The organism is Halorussus halobius (genome assembly GCF_004765805.1).
Lineage (GTDB): Archaea > Halobacteriota > Halobacteria > Halobacteriales > Haladaptataceae > Halorussus > Halorussus halobius.
The window spans coordinates 359,827-377,061 of sequence record NZ_ML219773.1 but is presented as its reverse complement, the minus strand read 5'-3'; the positions used below and the strand labels follow the sequence as shown (position 1 = coordinate 377,061).

16 protein-coding genes are annotated in these 17,235 nt (G+C 69.7%); 8 read left to right on the top strand and 8 right to left on the bottom strand.

Annotated features, from left to right (window positions below; all coding sequences use genetic code 11):
• The first annotated feature begins 149 nt into the window (after nt 1–149).
• Nucleotides 150–431 carry a hypothetical protein gene (locus tag EPL03_RS01925; protein ID WP_135827652.1) on the top strand — a complete coding sequence of 94 codons (282 nt, stop codon included), beginning with the start codon at nt 150–152 and terminating at the stop codon, nt 429–431.
• A 648-nt stretch (nt 432–1,079) separates the two neighbouring features.
• Here the strand turns inward: EPL03_RS01925 and EPL03_RS01920 are convergent.
• Nucleotides 1,080–2,165, bottom strand: a complete 1,086-nt coding sequence (locus tag EPL03_RS01920; RefSeq protein WP_135827651.1) for an archaeosine biosynthesis radical SAM protein RaSEA — start codon at nt 2,163–2,165, stop codon at nt 1,080–1,082.
• 312 nt (nt 2,166–2,477) lie between these two features.
• Here EPL03_RS01920 and EPL03_RS01915 point away from each other — a divergent pair, with 312 nt between their 5' ends.
• The 3 genes from EPL03_RS01915 (at nt 2,478) to EPL03_RS20590 (ending at nt 5,875) form a co-directional block, all read left to right on the top strand.
• Nucleotides 2,478–3,827 (top strand): O-acetylhomoserine aminocarboxypropyltransferase/cysteine synthase family protein, encoded by a 1,350-nt coding sequence (locus tag EPL03_RS01915; protein ID WP_135827650.1) that lies wholly within the window; start codon nt 2,478–2,480, stop codon nt 3,825–3,827.
• Nucleotides 3,824–5,041 (top strand): homoserine O-acetyltransferase MetX, encoded by a 1,218-nt coding sequence (metX, locus tag EPL03_RS01910; RefSeq protein ID WP_135827649.1) that lies wholly within the window; start codon nt 3,824–3,826, stop codon nt 5,039–5,041. Before EPL03_RS01915 ends, metX begins: the two co-directional genes overlap by 4 nt.
• A 708-nt stretch (nt 5,042–5,749) precedes the next feature.
• Entirely contained in the window at nt 5,750–5,875 is a 126-nt protein-coding gene (locus tag EPL03_RS20590) for a hypothetical protein (RefSeq protein WP_280178811.1), read from the top strand.
• A gap of 175 nt (nt 5,876–6,050) precedes the next feature.
• On the opposite strand, the gene purQ is transcribed toward EPL03_RS20590, so the two are convergent.
• Both purQ and purS read right to left on the bottom strand, forming a co-directional pair.
• Nucleotides 6,051–6,728 carry a phosphoribosylformylglycinamidine synthase I gene (gene purQ, locus EPL03_RS01905; protein WP_135827648.1) on the bottom strand — a complete coding sequence of 226 codons (678 nt, stop codon included), beginning with the start codon at nt 6,726–6,728 and terminating at the stop codon, nt 6,051–6,053.
• Complete coding sequence (gene purS / locus EPL03_RS01900) at nt 6,725–6,976, bottom strand: phosphoribosylformylglycinamidine synthase subunit PurS (RefSeq protein WP_135827647.1); 252 nt, start codon at nt 6,974–6,976, stop codon at nt 6,725–6,727. Before purS ends, purQ begins: the two co-directional genes overlap by 4 nt.
• A gap of 152 nt (nt 6,977–7,128) precedes the next feature.
• On the opposite strand from purS, the gene EPL03_RS01895 reads away from it, so the two are divergent.
• Nucleotides 7,129–8,127 carry a formyltetrahydrofolate deformylase gene (locus tag EPL03_RS01895; RefSeq protein ID WP_135827646.1) on the top strand — a complete coding sequence of 333 codons (999 nt, stop codon included), beginning with the start codon at nt 7,129–7,131 and terminating at the stop codon, nt 8,125–8,127.
• A 479-nt stretch (nt 8,128–8,606) separates the two neighbouring features.
• Here the strand turns inward: EPL03_RS01895 and EPL03_RS01890 are convergent, their stop codons facing one another.
• Nucleotides 8,607–9,632, bottom strand: coding sequence for a phosphoribosylaminoimidazolesuccinocarboxamide synthase (locus EPL03_RS01890; RefSeq protein WP_135827645.1), 1,026 nt, complete (start codon nt 9,630–9,632; stop codon nt 8,607–8,609).
• A 246-nt stretch (nt 9,633–9,878) separates the two neighbouring features.
• On the opposite strand from EPL03_RS01890, the gene cofH reads away from it, so the two are divergent.
• Both cofH and EPL03_RS01880 read left to right on the top strand, forming a co-directional pair.
• The gene (gene cofH / locus EPL03_RS01885; protein ID WP_135827644.1) at nt 9,879–11,276 is read left to right on the top strand and encodes a 7,8-didemethyl-8-hydroxy-5-deazariboflavin synthase subunit CofH; all 1,398 of its coding nucleotides are present in this window, start codon (nt 9,879–9,881) and stop codon (nt 11,274–11,276) included.
• A 74-nt stretch (nt 11,277–11,350) separates the two neighbouring features.
• Nucleotides 11,351–11,908, top strand: a complete 558-nt coding sequence (locus EPL03_RS01880; protein ID WP_135827643.1) for a metal-dependent hydrolase — start codon at nt 11,351–11,353, stop codon at nt 11,906–11,908.
• 54 nt (nt 11,909–11,962) lie between these two features.
• Here the strand turns inward: EPL03_RS01880 and EPL03_RS01875 are convergent, their stop codons facing one another.
• The 3 genes from EPL03_RS01875 to EPL03_RS01865 form a co-directional block, all read right to left on the bottom strand.
• Nucleotides 11,963–12,724, bottom strand: a complete 762-nt coding sequence (locus tag EPL03_RS01875) for a hypothetical protein (RefSeq protein WP_135827642.1) — start codon at nt 12,722–12,724, stop codon at nt 11,963–11,965.
• Between the two features lie 164 nt (nt 12,725–12,888).
• Entirely contained in the window at nt 12,889–14,193 is a 1,305-nt protein-coding gene (locus tag EPL03_RS01870) for an amidohydrolase (RefSeq protein ID WP_135827641.1), read from the bottom strand.
• Between the two features lie 202 nt (nt 14,194–14,395).
• Entirely contained in the window at nt 14,396–15,538 is a 1,143-nt protein-coding gene (locus EPL03_RS01865) for a M48 family metalloprotease (RefSeq protein ID WP_135827640.1), read from the bottom strand.
• Between the two features lie 284 nt (nt 15,539–15,822).
• On the opposite strand from EPL03_RS01865, the gene hisG reads away from it, so the two are divergent.
• A complete protein-coding gene (gene hisG, locus EPL03_RS01860; protein WP_135827639.1) occupies nt 15,823–16,689 on the top strand; it encodes an ATP phosphoribosyltransferase in 867 nt (288 codons plus the stop codon).
• Nucleotides 16,690–16,864: 175 nt separating this feature from the next.
• On the opposite strand, the gene EPL03_RS01855 is transcribed toward hisG, so the two are convergent.
• A complete protein-coding gene (locus tag EPL03_RS01855) occupies nt 16,865–17,209 on the bottom strand; it encodes a DUF7473 family protein (protein WP_135827638.1) in 345 nt (114 codons plus the stop codon).
• Between the last annotated feature and the right edge of the window lie 26 nt (nt 17,210–17,235).

Here is a 17,235-nt window from a genome sequence, read left to right as displayed (position 1 = left end):
CCGACGTATAAACCTTGGCTTGCCGGTCGTCGACAGTGTGCAGCCGACGCGGACGCCCCTCGGCGCGCTCGCCGGCGCGAGAGCTCGGTCGGGTCCGAGCGCGCGGCCGGACACCCGCCCTTTTTGTCTCGGACCGCCAACCCACGCGCATGTCCGAACCGAACGTGCTGGAGTCGCTGCCCGACGACCCACTGAGCGAGTCCGACGTCGAGAAGGTTGGCGACGCCGACGCGGTCGAGTGGACCGAACCGCTCGACGTCGGCTCGAACCCCCGCCTCGGAATCGTCGGCTCGTGGATACTCGAAACCGACGACCGCGCCCACGTTCTGTTCTACGGGATGGACGGCTGGGTGTCCCGGGGGACGTTCGACCCGTCGGGGATGACCGCCGAGGAGAAGCGCGAGCGCGGCCACCAGATTCTGGACGTGTGAATCGCCTCGGGGGTCAGGGTTGACTACAGCCTCGAACGCCTTCGGCGCGCTCTCAGACAACGCCGGAACTACGACATCCTCGAAAGCCCTCGGCCCGCTCTCGGACAACAGAACCGCAACCATAGCCTCGAAAGCCCTCCGCGCGCTCTCAGACACGAGAACCGACACCACAGTCTCGAACGCCCTCGGTGGGCTCGCGGTCGCTCAGCGACATTTCCGACGGACGTAGTTGCGACGGAGAGGGGTCGCTCAGCGACTAAACTGCACGCGACCGCGCCTCGCCCTTTCAGTCCACCGAGGACGACCGCACCGCACGGCACCCGCACAGCCCCGCACCGCACAGCGGGAGCCTCACCCCTCCCCAGCCTCGGCGAGCGCCTGAACGCGCTCGCCTCCACCGTCAGAGGCGAGCGCTGACGAGCCTGCGCGCGCGTCGCTTGCGCAGACCTCGCGCATGTCGGCGCGAGATGAACTCGCGCCAGCGCGCGCCGACCGTGGAAATGAAGCCAGCGCGCGCTGACGTGGAACAGAGGCCCAGCAAGGCGCGCAAAAAGCCCCAGCGGGACGTATCGAAACCGACCAAACGCGCCCCCGACCCGACCGCCGGCCTCGTAATTCCTCACCGCCGGCCTCGCAATTCGTCGCTACCTACCTCGCAAGCGGCAGACTGAAACTCGCCTCGCGCTCGACGACCGCCTCCCACGTCGCCTCGCACTCGCAGGACACCTCCGCGAAGACGCTGGGGTCCTGGCGGATGTCGAAGTCCTTGATGGCCTTCTGCACTCGGTCGTCACACTCCCCGCAGTTGTGCGGGCCGCGGTCGCTGCCGTGACCCACCGGGTCCGAGACCACGATGGCGTCGGCGTCCGCCGTGTCCTCCAACACCTCGGCGACCGACCAGAGCCACGGCGGGCGGTAGCCGTCCCGGAAGTAGAGTTCGTCGACCATGGTGTAGCGCTGGACGTTCGTGGGGTTCATCGAGACGGTGTGGGCGTACTCCGCGCACCGCCGGACCGACGACTTCATGTCCTCGATAGCTTCCGATTCGGAGAGGAACGGCGGCTTCATCAGGAGGTAGGCCTTCACGCCCGCGCCGGCCGCTTCGGCGTGTTCGCTGGCGTCGATGAAGTCCTCGAAGTCGAAGTACTTGTTCACGCAGTCGTGGCGCACGCGGTCGGTCGCGGTTTCGAGGCCGATGGCGACGTCGGTGTCGAGGCCCCGTTCGGTGAAGTCCGCGAGCTTCTCGCGCTCGACGAAGTCGGGCAGGCTCTCGACCACGATGCGCTCGCGGTCGGCGAACGTCTCGGCGATGGCCCGGCGGGTCTCGGCCCCGACCTCGCGCTCGTCGAGGAACGACCCGGAGGTGTAGATTTTGATGAGGCCACACTCGGAGTCGAGGTCGCCCGACTCGATTTGGTCGCGCTCGTGGGCGAGGCAGGCGTCTATCTGGTCTACCAGCGCGTCGTGAGCCACCGAACCCCCTTCGACCGACTCGGCGACGTAGCCACACATCGTACACCCGCCGGCGCGCGCCCAGCGACACCCGCCGGTGTTGAGGATGATGGTGAGGCTGTCGTACACCCCGCCGGGCGTGCGGTCCTCGTCGACCCACACGCGGGTCGGCTCGTGGGGGTCGTAGCTCTCGTCTTTCCGCGCGCGGATGTCGCGCATCACCTTGTTGTGGGCGTCCATCCCGCGCCCCTGCTCGTACACGTCGGGACTCGGCTTGCTCATTGGGGCCCGGTAGCCGTCCGGCGCGTAAAGCGGCTTCGGAGTCGCGGGTCCCGCGGGAGTGTTCACAACCCGAAGCGAGCTCTCGAAAGCCCGGTTCCCGGAACGCACCTCGCCCTTTCAGTCCGCCAAGGAGGCCAGTTGTGTCACCGAGCGCAACTGGTTCGGTCACTCGTATCGGAACGGCGTCGGCCGCGCCACGCGACGGAGATATGGAGGCTGTGACCTGTCACGGAGACGCGGTCGGCCTCGCTCCCCAGCAATCCTTGCCGTAACTGCTGGTTATAACTCTACGTAGGAATATGATTACTACACATGACCAACGACGCCGACGAGCCGCCGCCGACGCCCGACCCGGCGGACGCCCCCGACGCACCCCGGTTCGACACGCGAAGCCTCCACGCGGGCCAATCGGCCGACCCCGCGACCCGAGCGCGAGCGCCGCCCATCCACCAGACGACCTCTTACGAGTTCGACGACGCCGACCACGCCGCCGACCTCTACGCGCTCGACGCCGAGGGCGACGTCTACTCGCGCATCTCGAACCCGACCGTCCGGACGCTCGAAGACCGGCTCGCCAGCCTCGAAGGCGGCACCGGCGCGGTCGCGACCGCGAGCGGACTCGCCGCGTTCGACTCGCTGGTGCTGGTACTCGCGGGCGAGGGCGACAACGTGGTCTGCTCGACCGACACGTACGGCGGGACCACCGCCAATCTGCGCCACACGGCGGGCAAGCGCGGCATCGAACCCCGATTCGTGGACACGCTCGACTACGACGCGTACGAGGAGGCAGTGGACTCGGACACCGCGTTCGTCCACGTCGAGACCATCGGCAACCCCTCGCTGGTGACCCCGGACTTCGAGCGCGTCGCCGAGATCGCCCACGACGCGGGCGCACCCCTCGTCGTGGACAACACCTTCGCCACGCCGTATCTGTGCAACCCCCTCGACCACGGCGCGGACGCGGTGTGGAACTCCACGACGAAGTGGCTCCACGGCAGCGGAACCACGGTCGGGGGCGTCCTCGTCGACGGCGGGAGCTTCGACTGGCGGGCCCACGCCGAGCGCTACCCCGAACTCGCGGGCGACAACCCCGCCTACCACGACACCGACTTCTCGCGGGACTTCCCCGACGCGCCGCTCGCGACTGCCGCACGATTTCGCGCGCTCCGGAGTCTGGGCAACCAGCAGTCGCCGTTCGACGCGTGGCAGACCCTCCAGGGGCTGGAGTCGTTCCCGCTCCGGATGGCCCGCCACTGCGAGAACGCCGCGATTCTGGCGGAGTACCTCGCGGACCACGACGACGTGGCGTGGGTGGCCTACCCCGGACTGGAGAGCCACGACACCCACGACAACGCCAGCGAGTATCTGGACGGCGGCTACGGCGGGATGATTGCCTTCGGCCTCGAAGCCGGGTTCGAGGCGGGCAAGCGGTTCTGCGAGAGCGTCGACCTCGCCAGCTTCCTCGCCAACGTGGGCGACGCCAAGACGCTGGTCATCCACCCCGCCAGCACGACCCACGCCCAGTTGTCACCCGACGAACAGCGCGCGGCGGGCGTCTCGCCCGACCTCGTCCGACTGTCGGTCGGCGTCGAGGACCCCGCCGACCTGCTCGCGGACCTCGACAGCGCGATAACCGAGGCCGTGACGGCGACCGGCACATGAATCGAACGCGCGACACGGCCCACCTCGGCGAGTTCGAGTTCGACTGCGGCCAGTCGGTTCCCCTCGACGTCGCCTACGAGACCTACGGCGAGTACGACGGCACGAACGCGGTGCTGGTGTGTCACGCGCTGACCGGCAGCGCCCACGTCACCGGCCCGAAACGCGACGCCTCGGACGGAGCCGCCGCGACCGGCGGGCAGGCCGCCGCGTGGTGGAGCGACGTGGTGGGACCCGGCAAGGCGGTCGACACCCGCGACTACTTCGTGGTCTGCGCGAACGTCCCCGGGTCGTGCTACGGCACGACCGGCCCCGCCAGCACCGACCCCGAGACCGGCGAGCCGTACGGCACCGACTTCCCGCCGGTGACGGTCACCGACTGGACGCGCGCGCAGGCCGCCCTTCTCGACCACCTCGGGGTCGGCCCGCTGGCGGCGGTGATCGGCGGGAGCGTCGGCGGGATGAACGTCCTCGAGTGGGCCAAGCGCTACCCCGAGCGCGTCGACAGGGTGGTCCCGGTCGCCACGGCCGCCCGACTCGACCCCCAGATGCTCGGCATCGAGGCCGTCGCGCGGCGGGCCATCACCACCGACCCGAACTGGAACGGCGGCGACTACTACGGCGACGACCGCCCCGACCCCGAGGAGGGGCTGGCGGTCGCGCGCCAGCTCGGCCACCTCTCGTACCTCTCGAAGGAGTCGATGGGCCGGAGGTTCGGACGCCGGTCGGCGGGCCGGGACGCGGTGGCCGACGACTTCGCGCCCGACGACCCCGCCAGCGACTTCTTCCCCTACCGGGAGGTCGAGTCGTACCTCGACTATCAGGCCGAGCGATTCGCCGGGCGGTTCGACGCCAACAGCTACCTCTATCTCACGCGGGCGATGGACGACTACGACCTCGCCTCGGGCTACGACTCGGACGCCGACGCGCTCGCTGGCTTCTCGGGCGAGGCCCTGATACTCAGCTTCACCGGCGACTGGCACTTCACGGTCGAGCAGGCCGACCGGCTCGCGGCCGCGTTCGAGGCGGCGGGCGCGGACGTGGCCAACCACGTCGTCGAGAGCGACCACGGCCACGACGCGTTCCTCGTGGAACCAGAGCAGGTCGGCCCGCCCGTCCGGGACTTCCTCGCGGCCGGCGTCGAGGGCCGGGCGGTCAGCGACGCCGACGAGGACCGGGAGTTCGCGCCGGTCCACACGAGCCTGTTCGGGGACTGAGCGGCGTTGGTCGGCCCGAGCGACGACGCGGTCCGGAAGTTCTACCTCGGTCACGCGAGGCCGAACGCGACCGACGCGCGCTGACTCGATGTTCCACGGTCGGCGCGCGCTGGCGCGGCCTCCATGCCGCGCCAATGCGTGCGAGGGAGGCGAGCGCGTTCAGGCGCTCGCCGAGGCTGGGGCGGGGTGAGGCCCGCCCTCGCGGTGCGGATGCGGGTACTCATCGGCCTCGGCAGTAGCTAGCTTTCTCGCGTCGTTCTCCCGCGTTCCGAGCGTCTCCGAGCTAGCTGCTGCCTCGACCGATGAGTACCCGCACCGCGACCGCACGGCGGGACCTTCACGCCGGCCCAGCCTCCTCGCGCGGGATGGCGCGGTCACGAGGACCTCGCCCGCACGCGCCAGCGAGCAAATCGGAGTGCAGTCGAGGGCAAACCGGGAGTGCAGCCGAGCGCGAAGGGAGGATTCCGGAATGCAGTCGGAAGCGAACCGAGAGTGCGGGCGAGCGCGGAGCAGTTTCCGCCGTGCCGAGCGCACCCGTCGCCGTCCCCGACTTCAACGCCCATTGCGAGCGGCTAAGCACGACCTACCGCCCGCTATCCACCGGATAACAAAGTCGATACCCGCCGAGCGATTCGCTCGGGGGGCACGTCGACGGCGGCCTGTGGCGACGGGGGAACGCCGCAGCGCCCATCCGGCGTGTCGGACAGTATGGCCGAAGGACGGAGCGACTACGAGACGATATTCTGCTCGAACGGCTGGATAGAGATACGCAACAGCGCCGAGACCGACGACCAGTGGATAGCGACCGACGCGCCGGTCTCGATAGAGCGATGACGGCGGCCGGGAGAGTCACGGCAGTCGGAGCCGCCGAGGACCCACCATGACCGTCCCGGTCGGACCCATCTCGGCGTGGTCGGCGGTACTCGTACTGCTATGGGTCGCGCTGGTCGGACTGGTCTGGCTGTTGCTCGTGGCGTCGGGGCGGCGCTCGAAGGCGTAGTCGTACGACTCAGTTCTCGAACCCGCGCAGGATTCCCTGACCGTCAGTGGGACCGACGTCGGGGAGGCTGGCGCGCTCGGGGTGGGGCATCAGCACGGCGACGTGGTCGCGCTCGCCGGCGACGCCCGCGACGTTCTCGGTCGAGCCGTTGGGATTTGCCTCGTCGGTGACCGCCCCGTCCGGCTCGCAGTACCGGAACAGCACGCGGTCCGCGTCGTTCAGCGCGGCCATCCGGTCGCCCGCGATCTCGAATCGGCCCTCGCCGTGCGCGATGGGGAGCTCCAGCACCTCGCCCTCCTCGTAGGCGCGAGTCCACGGCGTGTCCGCGTTCTCGACCCGGACGTGGACGTGTTCACACTGGAAGCGCGCCGAGGCGTTGGTGGTGAACGCGCCGGGGGTCAGCCCCGACTCCGAGCCGATCTGTGCGCCGTTGCAGACGCCCAGTACCGGCGTCCCCTCCTCGACGGCCGCTCGAACCTCGTCGACGATGGGGCTGTTGGCGGCGATGGCTCCCGCCCGGAGGTAGTCGCCGTACGAGAAGCCCCCGGGGAGGACGACGCCCGTGCAGTCGTCGGGCAGACCGTCGTCGTGCCAGACGACGCGGGCGTCGACGTCGAGGTGGTCGAGCGCCTGCTCGGCGTCCCGGTCGCAGTTGCTCCCGCCGAATCGGAGTATCGCGACCGTCATCGCTGTTCGACCGCGACCTCGTAGTCGTGGATGGTCGGGTTGGCCAGCAGGCGCTCGGCCATCTCCTCGGCGCGGTCGGCGGCCGAGTCGGCCGACTCGGCGTCGAGGTCGACCTCGAACCGGTCGGCCGACCGGAGCGACTCCAGCTCGAAGCCGAGACGCTCTAAGGCCCGCTGGGTGGTCTCGGCCTCGGGGTCGAGGACGCCCTGCTTGAGCCGGACGGTGACCGTGGCGGTGTAGCCAGTCATCGTGTCGGTGTGGTCGACCGTGCTCAAAAGCCCTTTCGGAATCCGGGTTCCCGGCATGAACGTGGATATACGGAGAGTGTTGCGTCGAAACAGCTCTTTTTAAGTCCCGTCGTCGTACGCCACCCAACTATGTCCGTCGAGCAGGTGGTGCGATGAGCCAGCGCGAGCTGACCGAGATCGCGGTCGTCGGCGACGACGACACCGGACTGGTGGCCGGAGTGACGTCGCTGCTGTTCGAGCGCGGCATCAACATCGAGGACATCGACCAGGCGGTCCAGGACGGACTGTTCCGGATGACGATGCACGTCGACACGGCCGGAATGGAGACCACCGAGGACGCGCTTCGGGCGGACCTCCAGCGACTCGGCGACGACCTCGGGGTGGACGTGCGGGTCCGGTTCCCGGCCGACCGCGAGACCCGCCGCATCGCGGTGCTGGTCACCAAGGAGTCCCACTGTCTCGAACGGCTCTGCGAGGCCCGCGAGAACGGGACGCTCGACGCCGAACTCTCGGTCGTGATCGGCAACCACCCCGACCTCGCACCGGTCGCCGAGGAGTACGGGATTCCGTTCCACGACGTCGGCGACGAGGGCGGCACTCCCGACGAGGACGAACTGCTGGACCTGCTCGGGGAGTACGACGTCGACCTCGTGGTGCTGGCCCGCTACATGCGCATCCTCGGACCGAACGTCGTCTTCCGGTACGAGGGCCGCATCATCAACGTCCACCCGAGCCTGCTGCCGGCGTTCCCCGGCGCGAAGGCCTACCGGCAGGCCAAGGAGGCGGGCGTCCGCATCGCGGGCGTGACCGCCCACTACGTCACGACCGACCTCGACCAGGGACCCATCCTCGCCCAGCGCGCGTTCAACGTCCCCCACGGGAGCGCCGACGGGGACTCGGCGACCGGCGGGGCCGGCTCCCGCGAGCCCAGCGTCGCGGACCTCAAAGCGCGGGGCCAGCCCCTCGAGGCCGACGTGTTGCTGGAGGCGGTCCGGCTCCACCTCGACGACGCGGTGACGGTCCATCGCGGCCGGACGGAGCTCCGCGAGGACGCGGGCGGCTACCAGCTCGGGATGCCCGAGGCGCTCGACCGCGAGACGCCGAACCGGCCGACCGACGAGGGCCTGCCCGAACCGACGCCCGGGGAGTAAGGCGACGCGGGAGCGAGTTGGACCGTGGTGAAGTGCGGTGCGGTCGTGGCGGGGGAACGGGACCGCGCGGTCGCGGGGGACGCCTCGGCTCAAGCGGAGGTAGCGTCGCGCTCTCGGTCGCCCTTCCGAGTCTCCGTGACCCACAGTTCGAGATAGCTAGCTACTGCCGGGGCCAATGAGCACCCGCACCGCGACCGCAACAACACCGCACCGCGACCGCAACAACACCGCACCGCGACCGCAACAACACCGCACCGCGACCGCAACAACACCGCACCGCGACCGCAACAACACCGCACCGCGACGGCGAGCCTCATCCCGCCCCAGCCTCGGGGCGCACGAGCGCGCCCCTCCCTCGCGCGCGTCGGCGTGACCACTGGCGGGTCACGCCAGCGCGCGCCAGCGTGGCCCGTTCGATTTCGGCTGCGAGCGGCAGCGAATTCGAGACGCGCGACGACGGCTTCCCCAAGATTGCCGGCTCAGAGGTCCCGCACCGCCGCCACCGCGTCGTCGAGGTCGGGCGCGTCGAACAGGTCGCGGCCGACGTAGGCGTTGGTGCCGGCGGCGTAGAGGTCCCGCGCGGCGGCGATAACGTCGGCGGCGAGCGGTTCCGGCTCGGCGTCACACAGCGCCGTCCAGTCGGCGCGGTGGCGGGCCTTCGCCTCGGCCTTGGCGTCGCCGACCGCCTCGACCCACTCGGGCTGGGTGGCCTTGTGGTACTGGCGGAGGAACTCCTTGCTGACCTGCTGGCCGTGGTAGCTAAAGCGGCTCTCGTCGAAGGTGCCGGCCACGTCGGCCACGCGGAGGTCGCCCTCGACGTAGAGGCACTCTATCTTGCCGTCCTCGTGGGTCAGCCCCACCTCGGCCCCGCGTTCGGTGACGACGCGGTTGACCGCGCGGGCGAGGTCGGCCAGTTCCCCGACGTCGGCCTTGCCAGCGATGCGGTCCGCCGTCGTCCGCGAGAGGTAGCGGTCGCTCTCCTCGTACTTGGTCGAGAACTCCACGATTGGCTCTTCGAGTTGGACCACGCCCTCGGGCCACTCGGGGAAGTCCAGCCCGTGGTCGGCGGGGTCGGTCCGCGCCCGGAGGCTCGACCCCGGGGGCACGCTGTTGCGGAAGACGACCTCCAGCGGGACGAGGTAGTTGTCGCCGGCGTCGGCGAAGTAGGCGTCGTAGTCGTAGTCCCGGCCGTCGCGTGGCAACTCGGGCACCTGCGTCAGGTCGATGGCCATCTCGGTCGGCGGGGCGTCGACCGCGTCGAAGTCGACGACCTCGCCCGAGTCGGGGTCGACGACGCCCCGGTAGTGGGTCGGCACGCCCTCGGCCTCCAGTCGTTCGAAGTTGTACGCCCCCATCGAGCAGAGGCTCGCGCCCTTGTCCGGAATCTCGTCGGGCATCTTCCCCCAGTCGAACACCGAATAGTCGTCGGTAAAGGAAAACGCTCCGACCCCGAGCGCGTCGGTGGTGGGCTCGGATTCGACCCGAAACTCCTTCACGCTGGTCACTGCGACCGCCTCCGTGCGGTGGCGGCTCTGGGCCGCACCCGCTTGTCGGTCATGTGCGAGGGGAGTCCGCGGCCGGACTAAGGCGTTTCCATTCCCGTGCGTACTGCCCGTGGACCCGTGCGGTCGAATGTGCACGTTCGGCCAACGTATCGGCGTCGAGCCGCCACCGCGCGGTCGACGACCGACACCAACCGGAGTCTGCCGTAACCCGGCGGTTTTTACGGCTGCCACCCGTCGATTCGAGCGATGGAAGACGCGGTACGGACGAACGTCCCGAGGGACGAGTTCGAGTTCGAGCACGTCCCGGACACCGACCAGTCGTTCGAGAACGCGCTGGCGAAGGCCCGCGACGGCGAGCGACTGACCGTCGACGACGCGATCGAGCTGCTGGCCACGGGCACCGACCGGGAAGGCATCGACCTCGCTCGCAAAGAGCGCGTGCTCGAGGCCGCCGACCGCCGACGAGCCGAGGTCGTCGGCGACGAGGTCACGTTCGTCGCCAACCTCAACAACAACGTCACCACCGCGTGCAACACGGGGTGTCTGTTCTGCAACTTCAAGGACACCGCCGAGAACTTCGAGGAAGAACGCGGCGCGGACCACGGCGGGTTCACCAAGACGCCCGAGGAGTCCCGCGATATCGTCGCGTCGGCGCGCGAGACCGGCATCTACGAGGTCACGTCGGTCAGCGGGCTCCACCCGGCGTTCGCGCTCGACGACGAGCACCTCGAAATCCTCGAATCGAGCGACCGGGGCGACCTCAACTACAAGTCGGCCGACGCCTACGTCACCGACCCGGGCACCTACGTCGACCAGATGGAGGCGATGAGCGTCGAGGGCGTCCACCTCCACTCGATGACGCCCGAGGAGGCCTACCACGCGCGCCGAGGCACCGACTGGTCCTACGAGGAGGTGTACGGCCGGCTGAAGGACGCGGGGCTCGACAGCGTGCCCGGCACCGCCGCCGAGATTCTGGTCGACGAGGTCCGGTCGGTCATCTGCCCCGGCAAGATCGGCACCGACGAGTGGGTCGAAGCGATGGAGGCCGCCACGTCGGTCGGCCTCGACGCGACCGCCACCATCATGTACGGCCACGTCGACAACGAGGCCCACCGCGCGCTCCACCTGAAGCGACTCCGGGACCTACAGGACCGGACCGGAGCCATCACGGAGTTCGTGCCCCTCTCCTTCGTCCACCCGAGCACGCCCCTCCACGAGCGCGGGATGGTCGAGGCCGGCGCGACCGTCCACGAGGACGAACTCATGATAGCGGTCGGTCGGCTCTTCCTCGACAACGTCGAGAACGTCCAGTCGTCGTGGGTCAAGTACGGCGACGAGCAGGGGCTCAAGATGCTGTCGTGTGGCGCGAACGACTTCATGGGCACCATCCTGAGCGAGGAGATTACCAAGCGTGCGGGCGGGGAGTTCGGCGAGGCCCGGAGCTTCGCGGAGTACGTCGAGATGATAACCGCAATCGGGCGGACGCCGGTCGAGCGTTCGACAGACTACCGCCAGACCCGCGTCGTCGACCCCGAGGAGCCGCCGTTCGGACCGGAACTCGCGCCGGCCGCCGACGGAACGCCGCTGGTCGAGTCGAGCGACGCGTCACCGAGCGCCGGCGACCGCTCGCCGGCCGACGACTGACCGATGTTCGACTCCAGACCGACCCGGGGACGGACCGGATCGACCGCGAGGACGAGCGCGGAGGCGACCCGACGATGATGAACACGACCCACGCCGTGATGGGAATCGCGCTCGCGTCCCCGCTCGCGATTCTCGCGCCGGAGTTCGCACCGATGGCGGCGGGTGCGGCCGTCGTCGGCGGCACGTTCCCCGACCTCGACCTGCTCGGCGGCCAGCACCGCCGGACGCTCCACTTCCCGGCGTACTACGCCGCCGCCGCGCTCGCGGCCGGAGTCGCTGCGCTGGTCGCGCCCGGCACCGCGACGGTCGCGGCCGCGTTCTTCCTGCTGTCGGCGACGCTCCACTGCGTCACCGACGCGCTGGGCGGGGGGCTCGAACTCCGGCCGTGGGAGGCGACCGACGAGCGGGGCGTGTACGTTCACCCCGCCGGACGGTGGGTCCGACCCCGGCGCTGGATTCGCTACGACGGCGCGCCCGAGGACCTGCTGCTGGCGGCCGTGCTCTCGGTGCCGGGACTCGTCCTGTTCGACGGGTGGGTCCGGACGGCCACGGTCGTCGCACTCGGTGTGTCGGTCGTGTACGTCGCGGTCCGCAAGCGACTTCCCGAGATAGAGATGCGGTATCTGCGGTGAGCTATCGTCGCGTTTCCGCACGGCGAGCGGGAGACACGGCGTCGCCGAGGCGGCTCAGTTGCCCTGTCCGTTGCCGGCGTGGTCGGGCGGTCCCCGCGACCCGCCATCCTCGTCGTCGCTGGCCTCTCCGTCGTCGTCCTCGTCGCTCTCTTCTCCGTCGTCAGCGTCGTCGCTGTCCCCGCTCTCGCCGGCATCGTCGCCGTCGGGGCCGGCGTGGTCGGGCGGGCCGCGCTCGTCGTCCGCGCCGGTCTCGTTGCCGTCCCCGGTTTCGTTCGCCGCGCCGGGGCCGCCCGCGTGGTCAGGCTTCTTCTCGGAGGCGTTACCGGGGTTGTTCTCGGTCGCGAACTCCGAGACCAGGTGCCCGAGCGGACCGCCGTCGTCGCCAGCGCCCAGTATCTCGTGGACGAACGACGAGACGCGCTGGCCGAACGCTCCGGCCGCGTCGTCGGAGTCGCCGGCGGTGAGCGTGGTGGTCGTCGAGCCGGTCGCGTTCCCGGTCGCGGCGATGACCTCGACGGTCACGTCCTCGTCGGGGTCGGGCAGCGAGACGGTCCCGTTCGCGCCGGTCTCGTACTCGCCCGTGCCCGCGTACGACCCGTCGACAGCCGCCTCCACGGTCACCGAGGCGTTGGCGACTGCCGACCCGTTCCTGGTTACGGTCACCGTCGCTCCGTCGTTGCCGACGTTCTCGACCGCGACGCCGAGGTCGTTGCCGACCGTATTGGTAGTACCCGACGCGACGCCGGCGACCGCGACGCCCGACGCGAGCACGAAGCCCACGAGCGACACGGCGAACAGCGATTGCTTCGATGTCATGTGCTCGGACCTACGGGAAACGGGCGATTAAATCCGGATTCCCGTCCATTCCGTTCGCGGGGTTCACGCGGACCCAGAGACGATCTCAGCCCGCTCGAAACGGTTCAAAAACGTTCCTCGTCGTTTATCGGTCGGCTTCAACGAGCCGTTTCCTGACCGCTACGTTACTGTTTCTCGGTGCGTTCGACCACGGCCCGAGCGCGTTCCTGGGCGCGAGCCCGAATCGCCGCCTCGTCGAGGGTCAGCACCTCGCGGTCGCGCATCAGCACCGCGCCGTCACAGACGGTGTGGCGCACGTCCGACCCGCGAACCGCGTACGCGAGGTGGCTCACGAGGTCGTGGCGGGGCGTGAGGTGGGCAGCGTCGAGGTCCACGACCGCGAGGTCGGCGTTCGCGCCCGCCTCGATGCGGCCGCTGTCGAATCCGAGTGCGTCGGCGCTTCCCTCCGTCGCCATCCTGACGACTGCCTCGGCCGGGACCGCGCTGGCGTCGTCGGCCGCGAGTTTCCCCACCATGGCGGCGTCGCGCATCTCGTCGAACAGGTCCAGATCGTTGTTCGAGGCCGCGCCGTCGGTGCCGAGCCCGACCGTCACGCCCGCGTCGAGGAGCCGCTGGACCGGAGCCATCCCGCTGGCGAGCTTCATGTTCGAGGCCGGGCAGTGGATTACGGCAGTGCCGGTCTCGGCCAGCAGGTCGATTTCGGCGTCGTCGACGTGGACGCCGTGGGCCACGAAGTCGCCCGCACGGGTCAGGTCGAGGTCGCGGGCGTACTCGAGAGGACGCTGTCCCTCCTCGTCGACGATGGGGTCGACCTCGTCGGTCGTCTCGTTTGCGTGGTAGTGGACGGGCGTCCCCTGCTCGCGAGCCTCGGGGACGTACTCGCGGAGATACTCCGCACCGACCGTGGTGAGGCTGTGGGGCATGAACGCGGTCCGAATGCGACCGTCGGCCACACCGTCGTACTCGCGGGCGACGTCGAGGCTGGTTTCGAGGTCCTCGCGGGCGACCGCCCCGTCCTTGTCGACCGTGACGACGCCGTGGCCGAGGCGGGCGCGCAGGCCGGCCCGTGCAACCGCGTCGGCGGTTTCGGGGACGTGGAAGTACATGTCCCCGAAACCGGTGGTCCCGGAGCGAATCATCTCCACGAGCCCGAGTTCGGCCCCGGCACGCACGTCCTCGGGCGTCAGTTCGCCCTCGACGGGCCAGATGTCCTCCCGTAGCCACGCGTCGAGTTCCTTGTCGTCGGCGTACCCCCGAAGGAGCGTCATCGCGACGTGGGTGTGAGCGTTGACGAGGCCGGGCATCACCAGCCCGCCCTCGGCGTCGAGTCGCTGGTCGCCCTCGGGCACCTCCTCAGGGTCGCCGACCGCCAGAATCTCGCCCTCGTCGGCGTCCACCAGCACGTCGCCCGTCTCGACCGATGCGTCGGGATGGAGCACCTCGCCACCGGCGATTCGCAGAGTCGTCATGCGTCGGCGTTCTCGCGCCCGGCGTGTCAATCCATCGGGTCACGGCGCACTCGCCCGGTCTCCCCGTCCGAGTTCGAACTCACGTCGTTTCGGGACGATAGCGGTCGCACTTCGATTGAGTCCGAACGGAACCTGAGACAGCGATCGGCGGTCGTTGCTCGGGCTGGACCGTCGGACCGGGCGGTAGCGCCCGGTGGACGTCTCAGTCGCCGATTCGACTCCGAAGTCGGTCGAGTCGCCGGCCGAGGGGCGGCCGCATCAGTAGCAGGCTGAGCAGACGGCCGGACTCGTAGGAGACCGCCAAGTCGTCGGCGAGCGTCTCGAGGGTCTCGGCGAACGTCTCGGCACCGACGCGGTCGACCGCGTAGTCGTCGGCCGCGTAGACGAGTCGCCTGCCGAGCCACAGAAGGACGACCGCGAGGGCCACGATTCCGAGGGCGAGCGGGGCGGCGTCGACTCCCGTCAGCGACTGGAGTTCGCCTGACGACACTCCGAGGACGGGAGCCGCGACCGCGAAGAGGACTGCGAACTTGGCTTCGCGGTAGTAGTGGTTCGCTCGGCCCGTCTCGCTGGCGACCACTGCTGCGGCGTATCGGTCGTCGAGGTCCGCGAGCAGGTCGGTCGTCACGAGGAGGCGACGGTGGCCGGGCAGACCGGCGAGCGTCGCGGTGGCGACGCTGTTCGAGTCGAGGTCGAGGACGCGAACCGTTCGAGGCGAGACCCCCGCCGTCTCGCAGAGTCCCGCGATACGCTCGCGTTCCGCGTCGGTCGGCTCCCTGACGTCGTGCTGGAGCGCGAGAACCCACGGCTGGAGCGCGAGGAGCGCCGCTCCGACCGCGACCAGCAGCGCGAGCGTCGAGAGCGAGGAGGCGAACGCGCCCGCCGGAAGGAGGTTCATCGTGCCGAGGACCGCGACCAACAGGGCGAAGAACTGACCGACGTACTTCGCGACGCTCCACGCGGCCGTCGGGACGGACACACCCAGGTCCCGAATCTCGCGGACGAAGGGGAACGCGCCGAGGTAGCTGGCTTCGATCGCTACCGTGACGCCGAAGATGGTTGGTATCCACGTCAGCACTGCGCCGACCGGCGACTCGGCGAGCGCCGGACTCACCGCCCGGAGCGAGGCCTCGGTCAGGTCGAGCGCGTCGGCCGCGACGGCAGCCAACAGTGCGACCACTCCGGACGACACCGCGCCGGCGGCGATGGCGACTCGGATGCGACGCATCGCGATTTTCGGCGGTTCCTTCGCGGCGCGCCGCGCGTACAGTCGAAGCGTAGCGAACGAGAGGACGGCGACGACGCCGACTGCAATCGCGGGGCTCGCGACGGCGGGGACGGCCATATTTCGGCGTCCGAGCGCCGGGAGTAAGTGGATTGCTCTTCGGTCGAGTCCGAGGGAGTCGGGGCGAACTGGCGGCGCGTTCGTCGCTGGCGTCGCGGAGCGACGCGCTCCCGGAACGCGGTGCGCCGCGCGACCGCGAACGCGTCCCGGCCCGAATCAGGTCACGGGCCGGTTTCGTCCCGCTCTCGTACTTGAACCTTTGTACGACGGTGCTCGCGAGGTGACGGGAGACTGGGGCGTGACGAAAGGTAGTTCCGCCGCGAACGTCAAGCCGGAGGTGTCACATGAGAATCGCCGTCCCGAACAAGGGCCGACTCCACGACCCGGCGATGGAACTGCTCGAACGCGCGGGGTTGCACGCCGTCGACGGCGCGGACCGCAAGCTCTACGCCGACACGGTCGACCCCGAGGTCACACTGCTGTTCGCCCGCGCGGCCGACGTGCCCGAGTACGTCAGCGACGGCGCGGCCGACGTCGGCATCACTGGCCTCGACCAGGTCCGGGAGGCCGACCCCGGTAACGTCACCGACCTGCTCGACCTCGAATTCGGCCAGTGTCGGCTCGTCCTCGCGGCCCCCGAGGACGGCGACATCCAGTCGGTCGCGGACGTGGCGGGCAAGACCGTCGCAACCGAGTTCCCGACCATCACTCGGCGCTACTTCGACGAGCAGGACGTCGAGGTCGACGTGGTGGAGGTCTCGGGCGCGACCGAACTCACGCCCCACGTCGAGATGGCCGACGCCATCGTGGACATCACCTCCACGGGGACGACCCTGAAGGTCAACCGGCTCGCGGTCGTCGACGAGGTCCTGGAGAGTTCGGTCCACCTGTTCGCCCGCGAGGACGTCGCCGACGACCCGAAGGTCGAACAGGTCGTGATGGCGCTCCGGTCGGTGCTGTCGGCAGACGGCAAGCGCTACCTGATGATGAACGCGCCCGAGGACCGCCTCGACGAGGTCCGGGACGTGATTCCGGGGCTGGGTGGCCCGACCGTGATGAACGTCGAAAGTGGTGGAAACGGCGGGGAAGACGACACGGTCGCGGTCCACGCGGTCGTCGACGAGCGCGACGTGTTCGAGACCATCAACGACCTGAAGTCGGTGGGCGCGAGCGGGATTCTGGTGACCGAGATCGAGCGACTGGTGGAGTGAGGCCCGTGGTTGCGGTGCGGTCTCCCGTCGGTCGAGGCAGTAGGTCGCTTCGAGACGGCCCGGTCGCTATCCGGGAGCGTACCGAACTGGCGACTGTCCAGTCCCAGAAGAACCGGCACTACAACCTCGCGTCGGGACCGCGCGCCAATCTGTCGATGGAACGCCGCCCTCCGTCTCACGTCGGCGCGGTCGCGAGCAGCCGGACCAGATTGAATATCGTGATGCCCACGAGCGCGCTCACGGTGTAGTGGGTCAGGGTCACGACGGCCGTAGTCCGGTACTTGAGCCGGTAGGCCGCCTTGATGGCGAAGAGGTCCGCCGCCCCGCTCAGGGCGATGACGACCGCCGGACCGTACGCCTGTAGCGCGAACGAGATTATCGCCGGGACGAGTCCGACCGCGAACGCCCGCGAGAGAGGCACGTCGCCGAGGACGTACCGCGCGGCGATGTGGGCCGTGACGCCGTAGAACAGCACCGCGAGCAGGAACGTGCCGACTAGCGCGACGATAGGAGTCGCCATGCGTACGAGTCGGGAGCGACAGGGCA

Coding starts and splice junctions, on each gene's coding strand:
- EPL03_RS01925 (WP_135827652.1), top strand. CDS start 150: ATGTCCGAACCGAACGTGCTGGAGTCGCTGCCCGACGACCCACTGAGC.
- EPL03_RS01920 (WP_135827651.1), bottom strand. CDS start 2,165: ATGAGCAAGCCGAGTCCCGACGTGTACGAGCAGGGGCGCGGGATGGAC.
- EPL03_RS01915 (WP_135827650.1), top strand. CDS start 2,478: ATGACCAACGACGCCGACGAGCCGCCGCCGACGCCCGACCCGGCGGAC.
- metX (WP_135827649.1), top strand. CDS start 3,824: ATGAATCGAACGCGCGACACGGCCCACCTCGGCGAGTTCGAGTTCGAC.
- EPL03_RS20590 (WP_280178811.1), top strand. CDS start 5,750: ATGGCCGAAGGACGGAGCGACTACGAGACGATATTCTGCTCGAACGGC.
- purQ (WP_135827648.1), bottom strand. CDS start 6,728: ATGACGGTCGCGATACTCCGATTCGGCGGGAGCAACTGCGACCGGGAC.
- purS (WP_135827647.1), bottom strand. CDS start 6,976: ATGACTGGCTACACCGCCACGGTCACCGTCCGGCTCAAGCAGGGCGTC.
- EPL03_RS01895 (WP_135827646.1), top strand. CDS start 7,129: ATGAGCCAGCGCGAGCTGACCGAGATCGCGGTCGTCGGCGACGACGAC.
- cofH (WP_135827644.1), top strand. CDS start 9,879: ATGGAAGACGCGGTACGGACGAACGTCCCGAGGGACGAGTTCGAGTTC.
- EPL03_RS01880 (WP_135827643.1), top strand. CDS start 11,351: ATGATGAACACGACCCACGCCGTGATGGGAATCGCGCTCGCGTCCCCG.
- EPL03_RS01875 (WP_135827642.1), bottom strand. CDS start 12,724: ATGACATCGAAGCAATCGCTGTTCGCCGTGTCGCTCGTGGGCTTCGTG.
- EPL03_RS01870 (WP_135827641.1), bottom strand. CDS start 14,193: ATGACGACTCTGCGAATCGCCGGTGGCGAGGTGCTCCATCCCGACGCA.
- EPL03_RS01865 (WP_135827640.1), bottom strand. CDS start 15,538: ATGGCCGTCCCCGCCGTCGCGAGCCCCGCGATTGCAGTCGGCGTCGTC.
- hisG (WP_135827639.1), top strand. CDS start 15,823: ATGAGAATCGCCGTCCCGAACAAGGGCCGACTCCACGACCCGGCGATG.
- EPL03_RS01855 (WP_135827638.1), bottom strand. CDS start 17,209: ATGGCGACTCCTATCGTCGCGCTAGTCGGCACGTTCCTGCTCGCGGTG.